Genomic DNA, 19,099 nt, shown 5'->3' on the forward strand with positions numbered 1-19,099 from the left:
CGCGTGAAGCACCACGCGTACTCCCCATTAACACGCAAAGGATTTCGTCATGATTCGTATGCCCCTGGCCTCTGCCAGCCTGCTGACCATCGCCATTGCCCTCGCGGGCTGCGGCGAAGACAAGGCGCCTGCCAACCAAGCCGCCGCCCCGGCTGCGCAAGCGACCGGCAGCAGCGCACCAGCAGCAGCCGGCGCCTTCGACGAAGCCGCTGCACAGGCCGTGGTCAAGCACTACGCGGATATGGCATCCGCCGTGTTCGAGGACGCCGCCAGCACCGCCAAGAAGCTGCAGAGCGCCGTCGATGCCCTGCTCGCCACCCCCAACGACGAAACCCTGAAAGCCGCCCGCGAAGCCTGGCTGGCCGCCCGCGTACCCTACATGCAGAGCGAGGTGTTCCGTTTCGGCAACACCATCGTCGACGACTGGGAAGGCCAGGTTAACGCATGGCCCCTGGACGAAGGCCTGATCGACTACGTCGACGCCGACTACCAGCACGCCCTGGGCAACCCGGCGGCAGGCGCCAACATCATCGCCCACACCGAGATCCAGGTAGGTGAAGACAAGGTCGACGTCACCGAGATCACCCCGGACCTGCTCGCCAGCCTGAACGAGCTGGGCGGCTCCGAAGCCAACGTCGCCACCGGCTATCACGCCATCGAATTCCTGCTCTGGGGCCAGGACCTGAACGGCACTGGCCCCGGCGCTGGCGAGCGCCCGGCCACCGACTACGTGGTCGGCGAAGGCGCCACCGGCGGCCACAACGAGCGTCGCCGTGCCTACCTGAAAGCCGCCACCGAGCTGCTGGTCGCCGACCTCGACGAAATGGCCGGTCAGTGGAAAGCCGGCGTGGCCGACAACTACCGCGCCACCCTGGAGGGCGAATCCGCCGAGAACGGCCTGCGCAAGATGCTCTTCGGCATGGGCAGCCTGTCCCTCGGCGAACTGGCTGGCGAGCGCATGAAGGTCGCCCTGGAAGCCAACTCCACCGAAGACGAGCACGACTGCTTCAGCGACATCACCCACAACTCCCACTACTACAACGGCCTGGGCATCCGTAACGTCTACCTGGGCGAGTACAAGAAGGTCGACGGCAGTACCCTCAGCGGCCCGAGCCTGTCGTCGCTGGTCGCCAAGGCCGACGCCGCCACCGACGGCACCGTGAAGGCCGACCTGGAGGCCACCCAGGCCAAGCTCCAGGCCCTGGTCGACAGCGCCGACAAGGGCGCGCACTTCGACCAGTTGATCGCCGCCGACAACGCCCAAGGCCAGCAACTGGTGCGCGACGCCATCGCTGCGCTGGTCAAGCAGACCGGTGCCATCGAACAGGCCGCCGGCAAGCTGGGCATCAGCGACCTGAACCCGGATACCGCTGATCACGAGTTCTGATCAGTACGGTAACCGAGCAACGAACAAGCCGGTGCGCGGTTTCGCACCGGCTTTTTTGTACCTGGCGGCGTACCACATCGCCATCTGGACGGCTGGCCATGGTGCCTGCGCGAAGCCAGCAGCGAAACCGGCTGGGTTCCGGCGCAGAGCCTGGTTACCCTGGCCGACTGAACGCAAATCCATCTTATTTAAAGCCGTGCGGACTGCTAAGATTCCCGCCCTCGCTTTCTGTCCTGCGGATTCATCCATGCCAGCGTCACCCGGTCGCCTGCTGCCACTGCTGTTTCTGGCTCTCGGCCTGACCGCCTGCGATCAATCGCCCACCTTCACCCATGCTGAACCGGGTGAAGCGCTGTCCGGCGGTACCGCGACCGTCTCACGCAGCGACCGCGTGGCCTTCTCCCTGCCCTCCGCCAATCTGGCGCCCGAACGCCGCCTGGATTTCAGCGTGGGCAACAGCTTCTTTCGCAGCCCCTGGGTGATCGCACCCTCGACCACCACGGCCCGTGACGGCCTCGGCCCGCTGTTCAACACCAACGCCTGCCAGAACTGCCATGTCCGCGATGGCCGCGGTCATCCGCCGCAGCCTGGCAGCGTCAACGCCGTGTCGATGCTGGTACGCCTGTCGATTCCGGCCGGCGACGCCGACCGTGCCGTGCTGGAGCGCCTCGGCGTGCTGCCCGAGCCCACCTACGGCGCCCAGTTGCAGGACATGGCCAACCCCGGCGTTGCCCCGGAAGGCAAGGTGCGCGTCGCCTACAGCACCGAGCAGGTGCGCTTCGCCGACGGCCATACCCTCGAGCTGCGCAAGCCGCAGCTGAACATCAGCCAGCTCGGCTACGGGCCGATGCACCTGGACACGCTGTTCTCGGCGCGGGTGGCGCCGCCGATGATCGGCCTGGGGCTGCTCGAAGCGATTCCCGAAGCGGCCATCCTGGCCAACGCCGACCCCCACGACCGCAACGGCGACGGCATCCGCGGCCAGCCCAATCGGGTGTGGGACGATGCCCGCCAGGAGACGGTGCTCGGCCGTTTCGGCTGGAAGGCCGGGCAACCGACGCTCGAGCAGCAGAACGCCCACGCCTTCCTGCAGGACATGGGCCTGACCAGCAACCTGCTGCCCACCGACGGCTGCACCGAGGCGCAGATCGACTGCCGCGCCGCGCCCCATGGCGGCCAGCCGGAAGTCAGCGACAACATCATGGGCATGGTGCTGTTCTACACCCGCAACCTCGCCGTGCCGGCGCGCCGCAAGGTCGACGACGCCCAGGTGCTGGCCGGCAAGACCCTGTTCCACCGCGCCGGCTGCCAGGGCTGCCATACGCCCAGCTTCGTCACCGCTGCCGATGCTGCCGAACCGGAGCTGGCGGGCCAGACCATTCGCCCCTATACCGATCTGTTGCTGCACGACATGGGCGACGGCCTGGCCGATGGTCGCGACGAATTTCGCGCCAACGGACGCCAGTGGCGCACCGCGCCGCTGTGGGGCATCGGCCTGACCGAAACGGTCAGCGGCCATACCCAGTTCCTGCATGACGGCCGCGCCCGCAGCCTGCTCGAAGCCATCGCCTGGCACGGCGGCGAAGCCGAAGCAGCCAAGCAGCAGGTGCTGCAATTTTCCAGCGAGGAGCGCGCCGCGCTCCTGGCCTTTCTGAATTCACTGTAAGGAGCCGCGCATGATCCGTTCTCCGCTGACCCTCGCCCTGCTGGGCCTGACCCTGGCCGCCTGCTCGCCGGCCGATCCACAGGCCACCACCAGCTCGGCGCTGGCCGAAGGCGTGTTGCTACCGGCCCACGCCACCTGGAAAGAAGCGGACGTCGCCCTGGCCAGCAGCGCCAAGGCGTTCTGCGCCGGCCAGGAAGACCTGGGCAGCGCCCGCCAGGCCTTCTTCACCGCCCAGAGCGCCTGGGCCAGCCTGCAGCCACTGGCGGTCGGTCCGCTGGCCGAAGGTAACCGCGCCTGGCAGGTGCAGTTCTGGCCGGACAAGAAGAACCTGGTGGCCCGCCAGGTCGAGGCGCTGGTCAAGGCCAAGCCGCAACTCGACGCGGCCGATCTGGAAAAGGCCAGCGTGGTGGTCCAGGGGCTCACCGCTTACGAATACCTGATGTTCGACCCCGGGATCGACCTGCACAACGCCGAGCACAAGGCCCGCTATTGCCCGCTGCTGGTAGCCATCGGCGAGCACCAGCAGGCACTGGCCAGCACCGTACTGGAACAGTGGCAAGGCGACGATGGCGCCCTGGCGCTGTTTCGCACCTTTCCCAACGAGCGTTACGCCGAAGCGGGCGAGGCGATCTCCGACATTCTGCGCACCCAGGTCAGCGCCATCGATGGCCTGAAGAAGAAGCTCGGCGCCCCCCTGGGCCGGCAGAGCAAGGGCGTGCCGCAGCCCTACCAGGCCGAAGCCTGGCGCAGCCAGGCCAGCCTGAGCAATCTGGGGGCCGCCCTGAGCGGTGCCGAGCAGCTCTGGCATGGTGCCAAGAACGACGGCCTGCAGGCGCTGCTGGGCAGCGATCAGGACGATCTCAAGAAACGCATCGCCGCCGCCTACGCCGAAAGCCGCAAGCAGCTTGCCGGCCTGCAGCGCCCCCTCGGCGAACTGCTGGCCGATGAGGCCGGGCGACAGAGCCTCAACACCTTCTACGACAGCCTCAACGTGCTGCACCGCCTGCATGAAGGCGAGCTGGCGCGGGCGCTGGGCATCCAGCTGGGCTTCAACGCCCACGACGGAGACTGAACCATGACCATGAAACGCCGGGCGTTCCTCGGCCTGAGCGCCACCCTGCTGGCGGCCGGCGCCGTCGGCGGCTGGAAGCTGACCCATACCGGCCACCAGCCGCTGCTGCTGTCGGCACGCAACGACGAAGGTGGCAAGCACTATGCGGTCGGCTATCGGCTCGATGGCCAGCGCGCCTTCGTCACCCAGGTGACCGAGCGCTGCCATGACGTGGTGCCCCACCCAAACCTGCCCGTGGCGCTGTTCGTCGGGCGCAGGCCGAGCACCGAAAGCTACCTGATCGACACCCGCGATGGCCGCCTGCTGCAGACCCTGCGAAGCGAACAGGATCGGCATTTCTACGGCCACGCGGTGTTCCACAAGGACGGCGAATGGCTGTACGCCACCGAGAACGACACCCGCGACCCCGGTCGTGGCGTGATCGGCGCCTATCGCCTGGAAAACGAGCGCCTGGTGCACCGCGACGAGCTGTCCAGCCACGGCCTGGGCCCGCACCAGCTGCTGTGGATGCCCGACGGTGAAACCCTGGTGGTGGCCAACGGCGGCATTCGCACCGAGGCGGAAAGCCGGGTGGAGATGAACCTCGACGCCATGGAGGCCAGCCTGGTGCTGATGGGCCGCGACGGCACCCTGCACAGCAAGGAACAGCTGCCCGAGCCGATGAATAGCGTGCGCCACCTGGCCGTGGCCAGCGACGGCACCGTGGTCAGCGGCCAGCAATACATGGGCGATGCCATGGACGCCGTGCCGCTGGTGGCGATCAAGCGCCCGGGCCAGCCGTTCCAGCACTTTCCCATGGCCGATGCCCAGCGCCAGATGATGAGTCAGTACACCGCCAGCGTCGCCGTGCACAGTGACTTAAGGCTGCTGGCGATGACCGCACCACGCGGCAACCGCCTGTTCATCTGGGACCTGGACAGCGGCGCCGTGCGCCTGGACGCCGCCCTGCCCGACTGCGCCGGCGTCGGCGCGGTGGAGAACGGTTTCGTGGTCAGCGCCGGTATCGGCCGTTGCCGACTCTACGACTGCCGTAGCGAGCGCATCGCCATGCAGCCCCTGGAACTGCCGGCCGGCTTCTGGGACAACCACCTGCGCCTGGCCTGAAGGGCAGGAAGGTGGCGGGAGCGGCCGGTTGGCCGCTTTGGCTTTTTAGTGCTCCTCATGCCACAAAAATAACAGGCGATACCAATTGCCCCTTCAAGAGGCCGAGCGGAATCGTTGTGGAAAGGGCCGGGCGGGTAGCCTTGAGCGACGTGGATGTCGCGGGAGGCTAGGCGCCCCACCGGATGGGCCAGGGATGGTCCTTCGTGGGGGGCCGCCTAGGTCGGGCCCTCGGAACAATGATGGAGCGAGGGAACCCCAGCGAAGCCGGGGCCGTATGTCGGGGCTAGACCTTTTGGTTTCTTTTGGCGGGGCCGGCCACCCGGGCGATGCCAAAAGAAACCCGCTCGACAGAGCGGAACCGAACGTATGAACAACGTGATAACGCTGGCAAACCACAGCTCTCGCATCGCGTGTGGAATGTAAAGAGCTCGCGGCTAAAGCCCCTCCCACGAATTATGCGAACGGCTACTCCCGCTTTAAAGCAACCCCAACTGCTCGGCCCTGGGCTCGCGGTCGGTGTATGGCGGTAGCGGCGGCAGGCCCGGCAGGCGCTCGCAGAGCAGCTCATGGAAGCGCAGCGCCTGGGCGGCGGCCAGGTGGTTGTCCGGGGTATGCAGGAATACGTGGGGTGTCAGGCCCTGCTCGATCCAGGCCGCCACCTTGTCCAGCCAAGGCTCCAGAAACGGCTGGTTGGCGTCCAGGTCCGGCCCGCCGATAAAGCGCACCTGGGGGCTGTCCGTGAACGCCGCCGGGCGGATCGGCAGGCGCGGTTTCTTGGCCTGGGCATGCAGCACCGCCGGATCCCTGGAGGTGCAACTGAACAGCGCCCGGGAATCCAGGCAGATACGCTCCACCCCATGATCGTGGAGCAGCCGATTGAGCGCACGTTCCTCCTCGCCCTTGTCGAAGAACGCCGGGTGGCGCACCTCCACGGCCAGCCGCCGATGGGCGAACGCCTCGAGCCATACCGCGAGCTCACCCAGCCGCGCCGGCCCGAACATGGCCGGCAGCTGCAGCCACAGCGGCGTGACCCGCTCGCCCAGCGGGGCGAGCAGGTCGAGAAACGCCTGGGTGTTGCCCAGCTGGTCGCGTAGGTCGCCGTCGTGGCTGATGTCCTTGTGCACCTTGGCGCAGAAACGGAAATGCGCGGGCATGCGCGCCACCCAGCGGGCGAGCTTGTCCCCGTCGGGGCGCGCATAGAAGGTGGTATTGCCCTCCACCGCATTGAACACGCGGCAATAGTGCTCCACGCTGTCGCTCATGTTCAGGTCGGCAGGGTAGAAGCCGCCGCGCCAGGCGAGCTCGTTCCAGGAGGGACAACCAAGGAAATACGGAAGCATCGAAAATCGCTGATCGGCGGAAAACACCTAGTGTGCCTGATCCAGGCGAGGCAGGCCGACCACAAGTCGATCAGGCGTAGAGATCCAGGCCCAATACCTGCTGCGCATCCACCTCGCGGGCGAAGGCCGCCGTGCTGCTGTAACTGGCAATGGCCTGGGCGGCGCGATTGCTCATGGCGGGCTGGTAGGTGACGTCCAGCGAGCGCACCGGGAAGTTGTCGGTGCTCGCATTGCTCTGTTGCACGCGACGGATCTGCGGGGTCTGCTCGAAGCCCTGGGTGCCGGCGGTTGACGACGGTTGCTCGCGCTTGAGCTCTACTTCCCGGTTCGCCTCACGATAAGGCGTGACCGCGGTTCCCGAGCGGGGACCACGATCCGGTGAATAGGGCGCGATGTTACCGTCGATACGCATCAATGAAGGCTCGGCAGGAAGGCGTGCGGAAGTACTGGCAATCTAGCTGCGCCGCCGCCCCTTGGCAATGGACGCCGAGAAGTTGACGACAAAAGGACGACCCTCTCGTCGGCCAAGGTTCAAAAGCCCGCCGGCGGCGGCATTTTCGGCGTGGCGACCTGATCGCGCAAATAGACCGGCTGGGCCTGGTCGGCCACCACGGCCTCGCCTCGATCCCAGGCAAAACGGGCCAGGCTCAGCAGGTCTTCGGCATGGGGCAGCATCGCACCATCGCAGGCGGCGACCCGGCCACCGATACGCTCGGCGAAGGTGCCCCAACCGGTGCCGGCACCGAACCACTGGCCATGGGCGCCGTCCGGCAGTTGCGCCCGCTCCGGCGCCAGCACCGCTTCGCGCCCGACCAGGCGCATCTCGCCCGCCTCGGCGCGGTAGCAGCCCCAGTACACCTCATCCATGCGCGCATCGATGGCGGCAGCCACCTGACTGGCACCCTGCTCGCGCTGCGCACGCTGCGCCAGCACGGCCAGGTTGGAAACCGGCAGCACCGGGCGATCCAGGGCGAAGGCCAGCCCCTGCACCACGCCGATGGCAATGCGCACACCAGTGAAGGCTCCTGGGCCGCGCCCGAAAGCGATGGCATCCAGCGCCGCCAGCGCAACGCCCTGCTCGGCCAGCAGCGCCTTGATCATCGGCAGCAGCTTCTGGGCATGCAGGCGCGGAATCACCTCGTAGTGGCTCGTCACACGGCCGTCATGCAGCAGGGCGACGGAGCAGGCTTCGGTGGCGGTATCGAGGGCCAGCAGAGTGGTCATGGCAATCTGTACAGGTGGCTGAGCGGGCGGGCATTAAAACGGTTTGGGCTGGTTTTTTCCAGCGCAGCGAGCCAACCGGTCTCGCCGAAAGCACGCTCGACGGCCAGGCGACCGTCTGAGCCCAGCGTCGGCGCCCAGGCGGGCGCCGGCCGGCCAATTGATCAGCGATCGGCCAGGGGGCTTACCACTTCTCGATAACGGGTTTGGCCTCCCAGGCCTTGAGCGGTTCCTTGGACCAGGTGCCGTAACCGGCATTCGGGAACACGATCCACTCGGTGCCCCACTTCGCCGACTCGGCTTCGGCGGTGGCGCGTTGTTCGGCCACCGGGGTCTTGCGAAAGCGTGCGTCGAAGTCATGCAGGGTATCGCCGAGCAGCATCACGATACGATGGTCCTTGGCGACCAACGCACGACGCTCCACCTTGGGCGGCCCGAGCAGCAATACGCTGTCGGCGCTGACCTGGGGCAGGTCGAGCTTCTTCAGGGCCTTGAGGGTGTAGGCCTTCTGCTCCTCGGAACGGTCGGACACGTAGCGGATGGTCACGCCCAGCTTGTCGGCGTGCTCGAGGAATTTCCTGGCTCCGGGGATCAGTACCGGATCACCATCGCGCTCCCACGGCAGCCAGGTGTCCCAGCCATCGTAGGTGTGGCAGTTGGCGAGGTCGCGCGCCAGCAGCGCGGAGTTGTCGATCACCGTTTCATCCACGTCGGTGACAATGGCCAGTTTGGAGGTATCCTCGGCCGCCGCCACGGCGGCGTCGAGCTTCTCGGTGGCGATGTTGTAGGCCTGCATCTGCAAGGCGCGAACTTCCGCGGATTGCTGCTGGTAACGCAGTGCCATGCTGAACTGGTCTACCGAGCACTCGTGCTTCTCGGCGGCGCCGTCGGCCAGGGCGACGGATGCACTCAGCGCCGATACCAAGGCGATGGGCAAGCAGGCGAATCTTCTGTTCTTGGTCATGGAATGCACTCTGCTGGGGTGGTGGTTATGGCCGCCTTTCTCGACGGTCTTGGTGGCGGTCGAGCAACCAGCAGACGCAAGGGCGCGCCGGCTGGCATTCGGAGCATGCCTGATGGCGGTGGGAAGCCCGATAGTAACGAAACGGCAGCGGCGGTGGCTGCCCACCCGCGACTCGAGCCGGGCCCTAGCCCACCCTGGCATGCCCAGAAACGACAACGGCCCGCAAGCGGGCCGTTGTTGGCGTAGGTCAGGTCAGCTCAGCGCTGCCAGCACCTTGGCGGTGATCTGCTCGACCGAGCCGACACCTTCGATAGCACTGTACTTGGGTGTGCCCTCGGCAGCCGACAGCTTCTGGTAGAAGTCCACCAGGGGCTTGGTCTGGGAGTGATAGACCGACAGGCGATGGCGCACGGTGGCCTCCTTGTCGTCCTCGCGCTGGATCAGCTCTTCACCGGTTTCGTCGTCCTTGCCAGGAACCTTCGGCGGGTTGTGCTCGGTGTGGTACACGCGGCCCGAGCCCGGGTGCACACGGCGACCGGCGATGCGGCCGACGATCTCTTCGTCGTCGACGGCGATTTCCACCACGTGGTCGATCTGCACGCCAGCGTCCTTGAGAGCCTGGGCCTGTGGGATGGTGCGCGGGAACCCGTCGAACAGGAAGCCCTTGGCGCAATCGGGCTGAGCGATGCGCTCCTTGACCAGGTTGATGATCAGCTCATCGGAGACCAGGCCGCCAGCGTCCATCACGCTCTTGGCCGCAAGGCCCAGCTCGGTGCCGGCCTTGACCGCCGCACGCAGCATATCGCCCGTGGAGATCTGGGGAATCGAGAATTTCTTGGTGATGAAACCTGCCTGAGTACCTTTGCCGGCACCGGGCGCCCCCAACAGAATCACGCGCATCGATGTGCTCCTCAAGTTCTTGGTATTGATGGTGGACTCGCCTTGCGGGGCCAATCGCAACTGGGTTTCGCCAGCCCGGCCAGGTGCCGAACTGTCAGAAGGTCGATCAAGATACACAGCGCTCCAATGCCGCACAAGCGGTCGAAAGCCGCCGCCCATGGCGACTTCATGGTGCTCGTGCCGTTACGCCTGTACAGCTTGAACGCAGCCGAGCACCGGGCGCCATCCAACCAAAGTCGAAAGCGCCCTGGCAATGGCCAATTGCCTGCAAATAGCCGGAATTTCCCGATCTTTTACTGCCTGATCCCTGAAACTGGCCAGTCGGCAGCAGCCCTCAACCGGTATTGCGCAGCCCGGCGGCAATGCCTGCCACACTGACCAGCAGCGCCTGCTCCAGAGCGCTGCCCGCCTCCTGTTCGCGCTGCCGGGAACGGGCCAGCAGTTCGGCCTGCAACAGGTGCAGAGGATCCAGGTAGGTGTTGCGCACGGTGATGAATTCCAGGGTCTCGGGGCTGTGGGTCAACAGCTGCGATTGGCCGGTCAGACCCAGCACCACCTCGCTCGCCTGCGACAATAGGTCGCGTAAATGGGTGCCCAGGGGATGCAGTTCGCTGTCCACCAGACGCTCGTCGTACAGCCTGGCGATCGACTCGTCGGCCTTGGCCAACACCATTTCCAGCATGTCGATCCGGGTGCGAAAGAACGGCCACTGCTCGCGCATTTCGCTCAGCAGTTCACCTTCGCCGCGCTGCAGCGCGTTACGCAGGGCGGCCTCCCAGCCCAGCCAGGCGGGCAGCATCAGGCGTGTCTGGGTCCAGGCGAAGATCCACGGGATGGCGCGCAGGCTTTCCACGCCGCCTTCACGTCGCTTGGCGGGCCGGCTGCCCAGGGGCAGGCGCCCGAGCTCCTGCTCGGGCGTGGCCTGGCGGAAGTACTCGACGAATTGCGGGTGCTCGCGCACCACGCCGCGGTAGGTGGCCACGCCGTCGGCCGCCAGCTTGTCCATCTGCTCGCGCCAGGCCTGTCGCGGCGCCGGCGGCGGCAACAAGGTGGCCTCCAGTACCGCGGCCAGGTAGAGATTGAGGTTCTGCTCGGCGATATCCGGCATGCCGAACTTGAAGCGGATCATCTCGCCCTGCTCGGTGGTGCGAAAGCGCCCGTTCACCGAGCCGGGCGGCTGCGACAGAATCGCCTCGTGGGCCGGGCCGCCACCGCGCCCCACGGTGCCGCCGCGGCCATGGAACAGCAGCAGTTCGACAGCATGTTCACGGCAGATCCTCACCAGGCTTTCCTGGGCACGGTACTGGGCCCAGGCGGCCGCCGTGGTGCCGGCGTCCTTGGCGGAGTCCGAGTAACCGATCATCACTTCCTGGGGCCCCTGCAGACCGGCGCGATAGTCCGGCAGCGCGAGCAACCGCTCGATGGCGACGGCGGCGTTGTCCAGGTCAGCCAGGGTTTCGAACAGCGGCACCACGCGTATCGGGCGGCGCAGCCCGGCCTCCTTGAGCAGCAATTGCACGGCGAGCACGTCCGAGGCGGCGCCGGCCATGGAGATCACGTAGGAACCCAGCGAGGCTGCCGGCGCGGCCGCCACTTCGCGGCAGGTGGCGAGCACTTCGGCGGTATCGGCGCTGGGGTTGAAGTCGGCGGGCAACAAGGGCCTGCGACCGCCCAGTTCCGCCTGCAGGAATGCCAGCCGCTGCTCTTCGTCCCAACTGTCGTAGCGGCCCAGGCCCAGGTACTCGGTGATCTCGGCCATGGCTGAAGCATGACGGGTGGCGTCCTGGCGTACGTCGAGGCGCACCAGGAACAGCCCGAAGGTGCCCACCCGGCGCAGGAAATCCAGCAGTGGGCCATCGGCGATCACGCCCATACCGCAGTCGTGCAGCGAGCGGTAGCAGAGCAGCAGCGGCTCGCGCAGATCGGCGTTGTCGTGCAGCACCTGTGCCGGCGGATTGACCGGGCCGGCCAGCGCTTCGTGGGCCCAGGCGCGGGTGGCACGCAGCCGCTCGCGCAGCTGCTTGAGCACCGCCCGATACGGCTCGGCGCTGTCGCCGGCGTGCGCGCGCAGCTCGTCATTGGCGCGCTGCATGGACAGTTCGGCGGCCAGGCTGTCGATATCGCGCAGGTACAGGTCGGCGGCCATCCAGCGGGCCAGCAGCAACACCTCGCGGGTGACCTTGGCAGTCACGTTGGGGTTGCCGTCGCGATCACCGCCCATCCAGGAGGCGAAACGAATCGGCGCGGCCTCCAGCGGCAGGCGCTGCCCGGTCTCGCGCTGCAACGCCCGGTCGGCCTTGCGCATCACCATGGGCAGCGCGTACCAAAGTGAATTCTCGATCACCGCGAAGCCCCACTTGGCTTCGTCCACCGGGGTGGGCCGCACCCGGCGGATTTCCTCGGTGTGCCAGGCCTCGGCGATCAGCCGTTGCAGGCGGCTGGCGATGGCTTCGCGCTCGGCGCCCGACAGGTCACTGTGATCCTGCTCGGCCAGTTGGGCGGAAATGGCGTCGTACTTCTGGATCAGCGTGCGCCGTGACACCTCGGTGGGGTGCGCGGTGAGCACCAGTTCGATATCCAGCTGCGCGACCTGGCGGGCCAGGGCCTCGCCATCATGGCCATTGGCGCGCAGGCGCTGCAGGAGCTCGTCGAACACGCGGTTTTCGAAGGGTTGCGCCTCGCCGGCTTCACGACGACGCACCCGGTGGTACTGCTCGGCGATATTGGCCAGGTTGAGAAACTGGTTGAAGGCCCGGGCCACCGGCAGCAGCTCGTCGTCCGCGAGCCCGTCGAGGGTGTCGCTGAGCTGCCGTGCGCCGTCGGCCGAGCCCTGGCGCGCGGCCTTGGCGCCCTTGCGAATGCGCTCGATCTTGTCGAGAAAGGCCTCGCCGTGCTGGTCGCGGATGGTACTGCCGAGCAGCTCACCGAGCTGGTGAACGTCCTCGCGTAGACGTGCATCGATTTGCGTCATACCAGTCTCCCTACCCCTCTGCGTGAGCCTTCAGATTGCCCAGCCATGACGCGCCTGACAAGCCGCCCTGCGACCAACGCCGCAGGAAGGCTTCGCCATGAGCATCCACCGGAACGCCGCCGAACGGCCCGGGTCTCTAGAAGACTCCCCTGCCCCGAGGTACCTATGAAGATCCGCCAGCTCGTCCAGCAATGGGAACAGAATGCAACCGGCCGCCTGGCCAGCACGCCCTACCAGGTGCATCTGGATGTGGAGGCCGCTGCTCGCCTGGCCGCGCTCAGTCATATGTACCCCAAGCGTCGCCCCGAGGACCTGCTGGCCGAATTGCTGGCCGCCGCCCTGGAAGACCTGGAGGCCAGCCTGCCGTACGTACAGGGCAGCCAGGTGGTGGCCACCGATGAAGAAGGCAACCCGGTCTACGAGGACATCGGGCCGACCCCACGCTTTCTCGAACTGGCCCGCCATTACCGCCAGGAGTTCGATGCCGAACAGCCGACGACCATGCCCTGATCGATCGGTCAGCCTTGCGCAGGCCGCTGATGCCGTGGCCTGCGTCGAATTGCTGAGGCCACCGTACTGGCAATCCGCAGTTTTTTGCTGAACGTTTCACCCCGCTGCCAACTCACAGAACTATGCCGACGCGACCACTGGTCGCCGGAGAAAAACTTACTCAGCAGCCCTGGCTCCTGAGCTCCGCACGGCAGGTAACCATCGTGGAACCGACTGTTTTGCCAGTTATTTACCAATGGAGTTGCACACCATGACCACTAAAACTGCCCCAAACGCTCGTACCCAACTGGCCAGCTGGAAGGTCGCTGCGCTGGCCATTGGCAGCAGCCTGCTGCTGGCTGGCTGCGCCGGCAACCCGCCCAGCGAGCAGATGGCCGTGACCAAGTCCGCCGTCAATGAAGCCGTCAGCTCTGGTGGTACGGAATTCGCTGCAGTGGAAACCAAATCCGCTCAGGACAAGCTCAAGCAGGCCGAGCTGGAACTGGTCGAGGAGAACTACGAAGAGGCCAAGCGCCTGGCCGAGCAGGCCGAGTGGGATGCCCGCGTAGCGACCCGCAAGACCCAGGCTGCCAAGGCTGACAAGGCGCTCAAGGATGCTCAGCAGGGCATCGAAGAGCTGCGTCAGGAAGGCATGCGCGGCGCCCAGCAGATCCGTACCCAGGGTCAGCAGCAATAACGCCCCGCTACCGCTTTCGCCAATTCATAGAAGGATGAACGACCATGCGTAATCAAGTGATGATTCCTGCCCTGCTGGCCCTGAGCGTCGGCCTGGCCGCTTGTGCCTCCAAGCCCAACGTCAACCTGGAACAGGCGCGCAGCAGCTACTCCAGCCTGCAGACCAACCCGGAGTCGGTCAAAGTGGCAGCCCTGGAAACCAAGGACGCCGGCGAAGCGCTGGAGCGTGCGGAGAAAGCCTACCGCGAGAAAGAAGACGAGAAGCGCGTCGACCAGCTGTCCTACCTGGCCAACAAGCGCATCGAGCTGGCCGAGCAGACCATCGCCCTGCGCACCACCGAGCAGAACCTGGAGCAGACCGGCGCCCAGCGTGCCCAGGCGCGCCTGGAAGCCCGTGACGCGCAGATCAAGCAGCTGCAGGAGAGCATGAACGCCAAGCAGACCGAGCGCGGCACCCTGGTGACCTTCGGTGACGTGCTGTTCGATCTCGATCGCTCCGAGCTCAAGCCCGGCGGCATGCACAACATCACCAAGCTCGCCCAGTTCCTGAAGGAAAACCCGGACCGCAAGGTGATCGTCGAAGGCTACACCGACAGCACCGGTTCAGCTCAGTACAACCAGAGCCTGTCCGAGCGCCGTGCCAACACCGTGCGTGCCGCGCTGGTCAGCCAGGGCGTAGGCCCGGAGCGCATCGTCGCCCAGGGTTATGGCAAGGAATACCCGGTCGCCAGCAACAGCGATTCGGCCGGCCGCGCCATGAACCGTCGTGTGGAAGTGACCATCTCCAACGACAGCAAGCCGGTCGCCCCGCGCTCGTCCATGAGCAACTAAGACCCCGGCCTGCCTGAGGAAACCTGCCCCGCGAGGGTGCAGGCGACCTCACAAGACAAACCCCGCTCAGGCGGGGTTTTTCGTTTCTGGTTGCAGCTGGGTCAGGCGGGCCGCAACGCCGGCCGCTCGTAGCCTAGGCGAACAGTCCTCCGCCCGGAGGTGGCTCATCTGCAGAAGCTTGTCACGGCGTACTGCCCTCGGCGAGTACGCCCTATAGTCTGACGCCCCGCCTGCCTGAGCCAGCCTGCCTCCATGGGGGTGCGGGCTGCCTCACCAGACGAACCCTGGTCCGGCGGTGTTCGTTGTTCAATCAGGAATCAGGAAGGATTGCAGCGCACCGCCCGCTTGGCATCGTCAACCAGCACGCCGCTGAGGCCCTTCTGCTGCAGATCGAACAGTACCAGCACGCCATCGATGCACTGCGCCACCTGATCGGCGGGCTTGAGGCTGACTCGGTAATCCTCGCCGGGAACGGTCTTGAGCATGGTGAACTCGGCCAGCAGCAAGGCGTCCTCGGGCTTGGCGAAATGCAGGTAGCCGTAGAAGCCGAGCACCGCCACGGTACCGGTGATGCTGCCGATGGCGGTGAGAATCAGGGGGATGGGGTTGCGCGCTGTCATGCCGGCATCTCGGGTGCAAGCCGTCCCCATGGGGCAGCTCGATGAAGTGGAGAACGGTCGCGCCGCCGCCACTTCTCGAGGCGTTTGCTCAGAGAATGTTGGCGTAGTCGGCTTCGATCCGATCCAGGCTCAGGTGGTTGAGGAAGTTGGAGAAGCACATCCAGGCCGACAGCGAGTTGAGGTCGCGAAACTGCTGTGGCAGGTACCTGGGTGGGCTCACCAGCCCTTCATCGACCAGCTGGCGTAGGGTACGCATATCCTCCAGCGTGGTCTTGCCACAGAACAATAAAGGGATCTGTTCCAGCTTGCCTTTGCGCACGGCGAGCTGGATATAGTTGTAGATCATGATGAAGCCCTTCAGGTACGACAGGTCCTTGGTGAAGGGCAGGCCGTCCGGCGCCGAGCCGCGGAAGGCGCGGCTGGCATTGCTGTAGCTGTCTTCCAGGCTGAAGCCCTGCTCGCGGTAGAAATCGCAGACCTGCAGAAAATCGGCGCCCTGCTCGGCCATGTGGATGGCGCGGGTGCGGTTGGTCAACTTGCGCAGGCGGCTGGGATAGGACGCGAAGGCGATCACCTCCATGAGGATCGCCAGGCCTTCCTGGGTGACCGTCGACGAGGGCGGGCCCTTGGCCAGAAAGGTGCAGATCGGCTGGTTCTGGCCGTTGAGGGTGGTAGCCACGTGCACCAGACCTTCGTGGACTTCCAGTGCCTTGACGTCGCGTTCGTTGAACATGGCGTCGCTGCGAATCTTGATGTAGTCGGCGCCCGCCGCGGCGTCGGCGAGAATGCCATCGGACTCGAACACGCGGATGGTGCTGTCGCTCTCGCCGAACACCAGGTTGAGGCGGCTCTGCAGCAGGGCCACGGCTTCCTTGGCGCCCAGGGTCTTGGGCTCGTCCTTGAGGTCACCGCGGCTGTCGATGTTGTTCAGGTAGTCGGAGAACATCAGGCCCAGATCCGCCAGGGTCGGGTCACCGGCATGGAAGGCATCGGACGCGGCGCCGTACAGCTCCTGGGATATCAGCCCGAAATCCGAGGTGCCGCGGGCTTCCAGCATGCGAATCACCATGCGGTACTCGCGGCACATGCGGCGCATGATCTGCCCCACCGGGTTGAACTGGCCGAGCTGGCGGGTGATGTCGCGCTCGATGTTCTGGAATTCCAGCTTCTTGGCGGCCGGGTCGAACGCCAGGGGGCGGCTGTCGTAGTAGTTGCGGTCGATGGCTGGCAGCTCGCGCCCCTTGTGCTTGAGAAACGCCTGGCGGACGGAATCGTCCCATTTCACCGCATCGAGCACGCGGATCGGCGTTTGCGCCTCGACGATACGGTCGGACAGCGCGCGCACCACCAGTTGGTAGCCGTCGAGTGCTGTGTGGCTGTTCATGGCAATCCTCTTTGCTTGACTGACGATTTCAGGGTGCACTGCGCTGGTAGCGCGCCACTTCGACGAACAGGTCGGCGTTGGCGGGGTCGTTGAGGTAGGCGAATACCTTCTCCAACTCACTGGTCACCAGCACGCCTTCGCCCTGGGGCATCTGCACGTCGCTGCCTTTGATCTCGCCCTCGGCAACGGCCTGGCGAATGCGCTCGACATCGAGGTTGAAGAGCACCAGCTCGCCCGTCTGGGTCAGCTCGAAGCCGCCGATGGCGAAGTTGGCGCCCAGGCGCTTGGGCACACCGGCGGACAGGTACCAGCGCCGCCCATGGTGGGCGACGGTGAAGCTGTAGCTCTGTGCGCTGGGCAGGTTGTCCGGGTTGTCGACGTAGGTGTCGGCCTTGTACAGGTTGGCACCCGAGCGGCTGATGTCCAGGTAGCGCAACTCGCCCCACTCGTCCACCCGTGACCACAGCCCGAGCAGTGGAATCGGCGCCGCCTCGTTGGCCGGGATCGGCTCCTTGAAGGTCACCAGGCAGCCACTCAACAGCAGAAAAGACAGCACCACCCATACGCGCCAGGCTTTCATCATGCTCTCCTCGAGACAGTCGTGGGGCTGCCACCGGGCTGATAGTCCGATTCCCTGGCGCAGCGCGTCAAGCGGGGTTTTCATCAACAGGATAGGCGCACAATCGCGGACAATAAAAAGCCGCCCGGAGGCGGCTCGTTCGACCCTTAGAGCCTGTTCACGATCTCGCGAGCTAGAGCGATCCAAGGCAAAAACAAGCGAGGAAGCGGAGTTTACAAGTGGTAAATGAGCATTCCGAGCTTGTTTTTAACGCAGGAGCGCCGACGCGCAGCAGATCGTGATCAGGTTCTTAGAGTTCCGGGCGCATATGCGGGAACAGAATCACGTCGCGGATCGACGGCGAATTGGTCAGCAGCATCACCAGCCGGTCGATGCCGATGCCCTCGCCCGCGGTCGGCGGCATGCCGTATTCGAGGGCGCGCACGAAGTCGGCGTCGAAATGCATGGCTTCGTCGTCACCGGCATCCTTGTCGGCCACCTGCTGCAGGAAGCGTGCGGCCTGGTCTTCGGCGTCGTTGAGCTCGGAGTAGGCGTTGGCGATCTCGCGGCCACCGATGAACAGCTCGAAGCGGTCGGTGACGCTCGGATCGTCGTCGCTGCGCCGGGCCAGCGGCGAGACTTCGAACGGATAACGGGTGATGAAGTGCGGCTGCTCCAGCTTGTGCTCCACCAGCTCCTCGAAGATCATCACCTGCAGCTTGCCCAGGCCTTCGTGGCCGAGGACCTTGGCGCCGGCCTGCTTGGCGATGGCGCGGGCCTTGTCGAGGTCATCGAGGTCGGCAGCGGTGATGTCCGGGTTGTACTTGAGGATCGAGTCAAACACCGACAGGCGCACGAACGGCTCGCCGAAGTGGAACACCTTGTCGCCGTACGGTACGTCGGTGGTGCCGAGGATGGTCTGGGCCAGCTCGCGGAACAGTTCCTCGGTCAGGTCCATGTTGTCTTCGTAGTCGGCATAGGCCTGGTAGAACTCGAGCATGGTGAACTCGGGGTTGTGCCGCGTCGAAACCCCTTCGTTACGGAAGTTGCGGTTGATCTCGAAGACCTTCTCGAAGCCACCGACCACCAGGCGTTTGAGGTACAGCTCCGGCGCGATGCGCAGGAACATGGCCATGTCCAGGGCGTTGTGGTGGGTTTCGAAGGGCTTGGCCGCGGCGCCACCGGGAATGGTCTGCAGCATCGGCGTTTCCACTTCCAGGAAGTCGCGCTCGGCGAGGAAACGACGGATGTGGGCGATGACCTGGGAACGCACGCGGAAGGTGTCGCGCACCTCCTCGTTGACGATCAGGTCGACGTAGCGCTGGCGGTAGCGCTGCTCGGTGTCGGTCAGACCGTGGTGCTTGTCCGGCAGCGGGCGCAGCGACTTGGTCAACAGGCGCACGCCTGTCATCTCGACGTACAGGTCGCCCTTGCCCGACCGGGCCAGGGTGCCTTCGGCGGCGATGATGTCGCCCATGTCCCAGGTCTTGACCTGAGCCAGGGTCTCTTCGGGCAGGGTCTTGCGATTGACGTAGACCTGGATGCGCCCGCTCATGTCCTGGATGACCATGAAGGCGCCGCGGTTGAGCATGATGCGCCCGGCGACCTTGACCGGAATGGCAGCCGCTTCCAGCTCTTCCTTGGTCTTGTCCACGTACTGTTTCTGCAGGTCGGCGCAGAGGTTGTCGCGGCGGAAGTCGTTGGGGAAGGCACCACCCTGCTCACGGATGGCAACAAGCTTTTCCTTGCGCTGGGCAATCAGCTTGTTTTCTTCCTGTTGCAGTTCGTGCTGGTCGAGTTGCTGGTCGCTCATTTCGGGTCGTCCCGGTCAAATCATCATTCTGGAAAGATCGCTGCCAGGCTGAAGCGACTGCCTCACCAGAGGCTCATCCGCT

At 65.7% G+C, this 19,099-nt stretch carries 17 protein-coding genes; 7 read left to right on the forward strand and 10 right to left on the reverse strand.

Features of this window, described 5'->3' with window-relative positions; genetic code table 11:
- Positions 1-49: 49 nt before the first annotated feature.
- The 4 genes from SA190iCDA_RS19870 to SA190iCDA_RS19885 all read left to right on the forward strand — a co-directional run bounded on the left by SA190iCDA_RS19870 (position 50) and on the right by SA190iCDA_RS19885 (position 5,229).
- The gene (locus SA190iCDA_RS19870; RefSeq protein WP_070888054.1) at positions 50-1,387 is read left to right on the forward strand and encodes an imelysin family protein; all 1,338 of its coding nucleotides are present in this window, start codon (positions 50-52) and stop codon (positions 1,385-1,387) included.
- 247 nt (positions 1,388-1,634) lie between these two features.
- Positions 1,635-3,053, forward strand: coding sequence for a di-heme oxidoredictase family protein (locus tag SA190iCDA_RS19875; protein WP_070888053.1), 1,419 nt, complete (start codon positions 1,635-1,637; stop codon positions 3,051-3,053).
- A gap of 10 nt (positions 3,054-3,063) precedes the next feature.
- The gene (locus SA190iCDA_RS19880) at positions 3,064-4,125 is read left to right on the forward strand and encodes an imelysin family protein (RefSeq protein WP_070888052.1); all 1,062 of its coding nucleotides are present in this window, start codon (positions 3,064-3,066) and stop codon (positions 4,123-4,125) included.
- Positions 4,126-4,134: 9 nt separating this feature from the next.
- Positions 4,135-5,229, forward strand: a complete 1,095-nt coding sequence (locus SA190iCDA_RS19885) for a DUF1513 domain-containing protein (protein WP_070888060.1) — start codon at positions 4,135-4,137, stop codon at positions 5,227-5,229.
- Positions 5,230-5,705: 476 nt separating this feature from the next.
- Here SA190iCDA_RS19885 and SA190iCDA_RS19890 read toward each other — a convergent pair whose 3' ends face one another.
- From SA190iCDA_RS19890 to ppc, 6 genes are all read right to left on the reverse strand, one after another.
- Positions 5,706-6,569, reverse strand: a complete 864-nt coding sequence (locus SA190iCDA_RS19890; RefSeq protein ID WP_070888051.1) for a DUF72 domain-containing protein — start codon at positions 6,567-6,569, stop codon at positions 5,706-5,708.
- A 70-nt stretch (positions 6,570-6,639) separates the two neighbouring features.
- The gene (locus SA190iCDA_RS19895) at positions 6,640-6,981 is read right to left on the reverse strand and encodes a hypothetical protein (protein ID WP_070888050.1); all 342 of its coding nucleotides are present in this window, start codon (positions 6,979-6,981) and stop codon (positions 6,640-6,642) included.
- Positions 6,982-7,100: 119 nt separating this feature from the next.
- Positions 7,101-7,793 carry a tRNA (adenosine(37)-N6)-threonylcarbamoyltransferase complex dimerization subunit type 1 TsaB gene (gene tsaB, locus SA190iCDA_RS19900; protein ID WP_070888049.1) on the reverse strand — a complete coding sequence of 231 codons (693 nt, stop codon included), beginning with the start codon at positions 7,791-7,793 and terminating at the stop codon, positions 7,101-7,103.
- Positions 7,794-7,974: 181 nt separating this feature from the next.
- Positions 7,975-8,754 (reverse strand): 5'-nucleotidase, lipoprotein e(P4) family, encoded by a 780-nt coding sequence (locus SA190iCDA_RS19905; RefSeq protein ID WP_070888048.1) that lies wholly within the window; start codon positions 8,752-8,754, stop codon positions 7,975-7,977.
- A gap of 252 nt (positions 8,755-9,006) precedes the next feature.
- Positions 9,007-9,654 (reverse strand): adenylate kinase, encoded by a 648-nt coding sequence (gene adk / locus SA190iCDA_RS19910; RefSeq protein ID WP_070888047.1) that lies wholly within the window; start codon positions 9,652-9,654, stop codon positions 9,007-9,009.
- Between the two features lie 334 nt (positions 9,655-9,988).
- Positions 9,989-12,625: a phosphoenolpyruvate carboxylase gene (ppc, locus tag SA190iCDA_RS19915; protein WP_070888046.1), complete on the reverse strand. Its 2,637-nt coding sequence runs from the start codon at positions 12,623-12,625 to the stop codon at positions 9,989-9,991.
- A gap of 165 nt (positions 12,626-12,790) precedes the next feature.
- Here ppc and SA190iCDA_RS19920 point away from each other — a divergent pair, with 165 nt between their 5' ends.
- The 3 genes from SA190iCDA_RS19920 (at position 12,791) to SA190iCDA_RS19930 (ending at position 14,641) form a co-directional block, all read left to right on the forward strand.
- Positions 12,791-13,135 (forward strand): pilin assembly protein, encoded by a 345-nt coding sequence (locus tag SA190iCDA_RS19920; protein ID WP_070888045.1) that lies wholly within the window; start codon positions 12,791-12,793, stop codon positions 13,133-13,135.
- 235 nt (positions 13,136-13,370) lie between these two features.
- Positions 13,371-13,811 (forward strand): DUF4398 domain-containing protein, encoded by a 441-nt coding sequence (locus SA190iCDA_RS19925; RefSeq protein WP_070888044.1) that lies wholly within the window; start codon positions 13,371-13,373, stop codon positions 13,809-13,811.
- Between the two features lie 44 nt (positions 13,812-13,855).
- Positions 13,856-14,641, forward strand: coding sequence for an OmpA family protein (locus SA190iCDA_RS19930; RefSeq protein ID WP_070888043.1), 786 nt, complete (start codon positions 13,856-13,858; stop codon positions 14,639-14,641).
- 317 nt (positions 14,642-14,958) lie between these two features.
- Here the strand turns inward: SA190iCDA_RS19930 and SA190iCDA_RS19935 are convergent, their stop codons facing one another.
- The 4 genes from SA190iCDA_RS19935 to lysS form a co-directional block, all read right to left on the reverse strand.
- A complete protein-coding gene (locus tag SA190iCDA_RS19935) occupies positions 14,959-15,261 on the reverse strand; it encodes a hypothetical protein (RefSeq protein WP_070888042.1) in 303 nt (100 codons plus the stop codon).
- A gap of 88 nt (positions 15,262-15,349) precedes the next feature.
- Positions 15,350-16,645, reverse strand: a complete 1,296-nt coding sequence (locus SA190iCDA_RS19940) for a flavohemoglobin expression-modulating QEGLA motif protein (protein WP_070888041.1) — start codon at positions 16,643-16,645, stop codon at positions 15,350-15,352.
- Positions 16,646-16,673: 28 nt separating this feature from the next.
- Positions 16,674-17,225 (reverse strand): hypothetical protein, encoded by a 552-nt coding sequence (locus tag SA190iCDA_RS19945; RefSeq protein WP_070888040.1) that lies wholly within the window; start codon positions 17,223-17,225, stop codon positions 16,674-16,676.
- Between the two features lie 289 nt (positions 17,226-17,514).
- The gene (gene lysS, locus SA190iCDA_RS19950) at positions 17,515-19,017 is read right to left on the reverse strand and encodes a lysine--tRNA ligase (RefSeq protein ID WP_070888039.1); all 1,503 of its coding nucleotides are present in this window, start codon (positions 19,015-19,017) and stop codon (positions 17,515-17,517) included.
- Positions 19,018-19,099: the final 82 nt, after the last annotated feature.

The sequence above is a fragment of the Pseudomonas argentinensis genome (genome assembly GCF_001839655.2).
Classification (GTDB): Bacteria; Pseudomonadota; Gammaproteobacteria; order Pseudomonadales; family Pseudomonadaceae; genus Aquipseudomonas; species Aquipseudomonas argentinensis_B.

Bases quoted from the DNA above. Each gene is read 5' to 3' on its own strand.
- SA190iCDA_RS19870 (WP_070888054.1), top strand. From the start codon at position 50: ATGATTCGTATGCCCCTGGCCTCTGCCAGCCTGCTGACCATCGCCATT.
- SA190iCDA_RS19875 (WP_070888053.1), top strand. From the start codon at position 1,635: ATGCCAGCGTCACCCGGTCGCCTGCTGCCACTGCTGTTTCTGGCTCTC.
- SA190iCDA_RS19880 (WP_070888052.1), top strand. From the start codon at position 3,064: ATGATCCGTTCTCCGCTGACCCTCGCCCTGCTGGGCCTGACCCTGGCC.
- SA190iCDA_RS19885 (WP_070888060.1), top strand. From the start codon at position 4,135: ATGAAACGCCGGGCGTTCCTCGGCCTGAGCGCCACCCTGCTGGCGGCC.
- SA190iCDA_RS19890 (WP_070888051.1), bottom strand. From the start codon at position 6,569: ATGCTTCCGTATTTCCTTGGTTGTCCCTCCTGGAACGAGCTCGCCTGG.
- SA190iCDA_RS19895 (WP_070888050.1), bottom strand. From the start codon at position 6,981: ATGCGTATCGACGGTAACATCGCGCCCTATTCACCGGATCGTGGTCCC.
- tsaB (WP_070888049.1), bottom strand. From the start codon at position 7,793: ATGACCACTCTGCTGGCCCTCGATACCGCCACCGAAGCCTGCTCCGTC.
- SA190iCDA_RS19905 (WP_070888048.1), bottom strand. From the start codon at position 8,754: ATGACCAAGAACAGAAGATTCGCCTGCTTGCCCATCGCCTTGGTATCG.
- adk (WP_070888047.1), bottom strand. From the start codon at position 9,654: ATGCGCGTGATTCTGTTGGGGGCGCCCGGTGCCGGCAAAGGTACTCAG.
- ppc (WP_070888046.1), bottom strand. From the start codon at position 12,625: ATGACGCAAATCGATGCACGTCTACGCGAGGACGTTCACCAGCTCGGT.
- SA190iCDA_RS19920 (WP_070888045.1), top strand. From the start codon at position 12,791: ATGAAGATCCGCCAGCTCGTCCAGCAATGGGAACAGAATGCAACCGGC.
- SA190iCDA_RS19925 (WP_070888044.1), top strand. From the start codon at position 13,371: ATGGAGTTGCACACCATGACCACTAAAACTGCCCCAAACGCTCGTACC.
- SA190iCDA_RS19930 (WP_070888043.1), top strand. From the start codon at position 13,856: ATGCGTAATCAAGTGATGATTCCTGCCCTGCTGGCCCTGAGCGTCGGC.
- SA190iCDA_RS19935 (WP_070888042.1), bottom strand. From the start codon at position 15,261: ATGACAGCGCGCAACCCCATCCCCCTGATTCTCACCGCCATCGGCAGC.
- SA190iCDA_RS19940 (WP_070888041.1), bottom strand. From the start codon at position 16,645: ATGAACAGCCACACAGCACTCGACGGCTACCAACTGGTGGTGCGCGCG.
- SA190iCDA_RS19945 (WP_070888040.1), bottom strand. From the start codon at position 17,225: ATGAAAGCCTGGCGCGTATGGGTGGTGCTGTCTTTTCTGCTGTTGAGT.
- lysS (WP_070888039.1), bottom strand. From the start codon at position 19,017: ATGAGCGACCAGCAACTCGACCAGCACGAACTGCAACAGGAAGAAAAC.